2 protein-coding genes are annotated in these 4165 nt (G+C 72.2%); both read left to right on the top strand.

The window, feature by feature from the left end; all coding sequences use genetic code 11:
• Positions 1-173 precede the first annotated feature (173 nt).
• Entirely contained in the window at positions 174-2270 is a 2097-nt protein-coding gene (locus VF665_RS23705) for a transglutaminase TgpA family protein (RefSeq protein WP_331055961.1), read from the top strand.
• A gap of 73 nt (positions 2271-2343) precedes the next feature.
• Positions 2344-3732: an aminotransferase class V-fold PLP-dependent enzyme gene (locus tag VF665_RS23700; RefSeq protein WP_331055960.1), complete on the top strand. Its 1389-nt coding sequence runs from the start codon at positions 2344-2346 to the stop codon at positions 3730-3732.
• The last annotated feature ends 433 nt before the right edge of the window (positions 3733-4165 follow it).

The following is a 4165-nucleotide window of genomic DNA, read 5'->3' as shown; positions in this document are numbered from 1 at the left end:
GCGGCGGGCGCCGCGCAGCTGGAGCGGGTGCTGGATGCGCTGGCCCGCGCGGAGTTCCGCGACGACGCGCCGCGGCTGGCCCCGCCCGTTCCCCCCGCGGAGTGCGTGCTGGTGACCGCCGCCGCGCCCGGCGCCGGGTGGGGCGACGTGTTTCCCGCCGCGGGAGGCGGCCGATGACCGCCGCGCACCTGCACCGCCGCCTGACGGCGGGCATGGGGCTCTCCGCGCTGGCCGCCTACGCCGCCGGCGCGGGGTGGACGGCGGACGTGATGGTGGCCGCCGCCGCGCTCGGCGTGGCCATCGCCCGGCCGCCCTCGCCGCGGTGGAGCGTGGTGATTGAGCGCGCCACCCGCATCCTCATCCTGGGGCTGTGCGCGTGGATGCTGTACGTCGCCTTTGTGCTCAGCGCCGACTTCATGCCGGCGGTGATGGCGATGCTGCTCCTGCTGCTGGGCGGCGAAAGCCTGCGCTCGCTGGACACGCGCAACGACGGGCGACTGTACCTGCTCTCGTTTTCGCTCCTCGTGGCGGCGACGGCGTTCTACCCCGGCCTCCCCTTCGCCGCCGCGTTCGTCGCCTTCATCGTCCTCACCACGCTGGCGATGATGGCCGGACACCTGCGCCGCCAAGCCGAGCGCTTCCACGCGCCGGACGTGCGCGTCAGCCGGCGGATGGCGGGGGGCGTGGCCGCGCTGTCCGCCGTCACGCTCACGGTGGCCGTGGGGCTGTTCATCCTCTTTCCCCGGCTGCCGCGCACCTGGAACGTGCAGGGGCGCAACGGCGGCGCCGTGACCATGGCGGGCTTTTCGGACGAGGTGCGGCTGGGGCAGCTGGGCGGCCGCCTGTCATCCAACCCCGAAGTGGCGCTGCGGGTGGAGTTTCCGGAGGGCGCCCCCGCAAACGCGGACCGCATGCACTGGCGCGGCCGCTCCTTTGACCGCTTTGACGGCGAGCGCTGGACGCGCACGCGCGGCCTTCCCGGCCCGGCCATGTCGGGCCCCGCGTACCTGGCGCGCTGGGGAGGCACGCCGCAGCGGGCGCGCATCTTCGGCGGGCCGGAGGGCGCGGACGTGCTGTTCGGGCCGCACCCGGTGCTGGCGGTGCAGCCCAAGTCCGCCATCCGCGCCTTTCAGGAGCCGTCCGGTGACATTCTGTACTTTGGGACGGACGTGCCGGTGTACACCGTGTTCTACGGGCGGGAGCGGCCCTCGGACGAGCAGATCCGCGCGCAGTTGCGGCCGGACTCGCGGCTGCTGACCCCGTATCTGCAGACGCCCCGCTTTTCGCCCGCCATGCAGCGGCTGGCGGACTCGTTGACCGCGCCGTACCCGGAGCGGATGGACAAGGCGCGCGCGGTGGAGCGGTACTTTCGTGAGAACTACGGCTACACGCTGGACCTGCCGCGCACGCGCGACGAGGGCACGGTGGAGGGCTTCATCTTTCGCCGGCGCGAGGCGCACTGCGAGTACTTCAGCACGGCGATGGTGATGCTGCTGCGCACGGCGGGGGTCCCGGCGCGCAACGTCACCGGCTTTCTGGGCGGGGAGTGGAACCCCACCGGCGGCTACCTGGCGGTGACGGGAAACGATGCGCACTCATGGGTGGAGGTGTGGTTCGGCGGATTGGGATGGGTGACGTTCGATCCCACGCCGCCCTCGCGCGACGACCTGGTGAACCGCGAAACGGGCGATGCGTGGGCGTGGCCGCTGCGCTTCTGGTTCGACGGCATGGAGCACCGCTGGTACCGCTGGGTGCTGGACTACGACCTGGACAAGCAGCTGGGGATGGCCCGGCGGCTGGGCGACCTGTTCGAGCGCAACCGCGCGGAGGCGTTCGGGGCGGATGGAAAGCGGGCGCCCTTCCGCGCGCCGCCTCTGGTGCCCGTTGCCGTCGCGCTGGCGGTGGCCGCCGCGGCCGTGGTGTGGATGCGGCGTGGGCGCACGGGGCCGCGCTCGCCGGAGCAGCGGGCCTACCTGGCGCTGCGGCGGGTGTACGCGCGCTCCGGCGTGCAGGGCGGCGGACCGCTGCAGTTCGCCGAGCGGCTGGCGCGGGACAGGGCGCCGGGGTGGCGCCCCGCGGGCGAACTGGTGCGGCTCTACCTCCGCGCCCGCTTTGCCGGCGAGCAGATCGGCGACGCCGGCCGCGCGCGGATCCGCGACGCGCTGGCCGAGGCGCGCGCGGAGGTGCGGGCCGCGCGGCGCGGGGGCGCAGGACCGGGCGCGTCCGCATCCGCGCCCGCCGCCCGCGAGCGCGAGCACGCGGGGGTGTGAGGGCGCGGGAGTACCGTTCGGCCGCCGCCGGCCCTATCTTTCGGATCCGCCGAACCCCATGCAGGAGCCCGGGATGCACGACACCTTCCAGCAGTTGCGCGATCGCGAGTTCAGCCGCCTGGACGCGGAGGGGCACGTGTATCTGGACTACACCGGCGCCGGCCTGTACGCCGAGTCGCAGGTGCGCGCCCACGCGGACTTCCTGTGCCGGGGCGTGTTCGGCAATCCCCACTCGCGCAACCCCACCTCGCTCGCCGCCACGCAGCAGTGCGAAACGGCGCGGCAGCGCGTGCTGGCGTACTTCAACGCCGACCCCGAGCTGTACGAGGTCGTCTTTACGCTGAATGCCAGCGGCGCGCTCAAGCTCATCGGCGAGGCGTTCCCGTGGCAGCCGGGCGGCCGCTTTCTGCTGACGGCGGACAACCACAACTCCGTCAACGGGCTGCGCGAGTTCGCCGCGGCGCACGGCGCGGACGTGCGCTACGTGCCCATGGGGCCGGAGATGCGGCTGGCGGACGTGGAGCGGCACCTGGCCGGCGCGGACCGCGCGGCGCACAACCTGTTCGCCTTTCCCGCGCAGTCCAACTTCTCCGGCGTAAAGCATCCGCTGGATCTGGTGGAGGTGGCCAGTGAATACGGCTACCACGTGGTGCTGGACGCGGCGGCGTACGTGCCCACCAACCGGCTGGACCTGCGGGTGGTGCGCCCGGACTTCGTGTGCGTCTCGTTCTACAAGATGTTCGGCTTTCCCACCGGGGTGGGCGTGCTGCTGGCGCGGCGCAACGCGCTGGGCGAGCTGCACCGGCCCTGGTTTGCGGGTGGCACGGTGCGCTTCGTGTCGGCGCAGAACCAGATGCACATGGCGCACGTGACCGGCCGCGCGTTTGAGGACGGCACACTGAACTACCTGGGGATTGCCGCGGTCACTACCGGGCTGGACTTTCTGGAGGGGATCGGCATTGACCGGGTGAACGCGCACGTCACGGGCCTGGCGGAGCGCATGCTGAACGGGCTCAAGGAAATGCACCACGCCAACGGGGCGCCCATGGTGCGCTTCTACGGGCCGGCGAGCATGGAGGGGCGCGGCGGGACGCTCGCGTTCAACCTGCTGGATCCCGAGGGCGGGCTGGTGGACTTTCGCGAGGTGGAGCAGCGCGCCAACGACGCGGGGATCTCGCTGCGGACGGGCTTCTTCTGCAATCCCGGCGCGGCGGAGTTCGCCTTCGAGTACCCGGATGAGGACGCGTTCCGCTGCATCAAGACGCTCACGCCGGAAACGTTCAACATCCAGGTGTTCTCGGATTGCATGACCGACCACCCGGTGGGCGCGGTGCGCGTGTCGGTGGGCATCGCGAGCAACGGGGCGGACGTGGACCGGCTGATGGAGGTGCTGGGCACGTTCCGCGACGTCGCCCCCGACCCGGATGCCGCGCCGCTCCCCGCGCTCGCTACGGCGGACTGAGGGGACGGGGGCGAAGGTCTCGAACCGGACAGCACCAGTTCACTTAGGCGAAGAGAACGGTGTGCGCTGACGGTATGGCCCTCACCCGTCCGCGCTTAGGCGCGTCCACCCTCTCCCACGAACAGATGTGGGAGAGGGGGCACACGGCAACTGCAGTCTGAGGTAGAACCGGAACTCGGCGCGAGTGGCGGGCAGGCCCCCATCCCCAACCCTTCCCCCAAAAAACCCTGGGGGAAGGGAGCACTGGGTACGCGCTCCGGAGTTTGTCGCCCGGACCCACCCTCCCCCAGTCTGTTTTGGGGGAGGGTGGGCGAGTAATGCGAGCCCGGGTGGGGGCTGCCGTGGAGCCCGCCGCTCACACCGGCTTCCCGATTCTGGAGCGGCGGATTCATCCGCTCAGGGAGGCCAGCGGCGCGCTCCGCGCGTGGGCCCC

The organism is Longimicrobium sp. (genome assembly GCF_036387355.1).
GTDB lineage: Bacteria > Gemmatimonadota > Gemmatimonadetes > Longimicrobiales > Longimicrobiaceae > Longimicrobium.
Note: the sequence above shows the minus strand (reverse complement) of the source record. Positions and strands in the feature narration are given on the sequence as shown.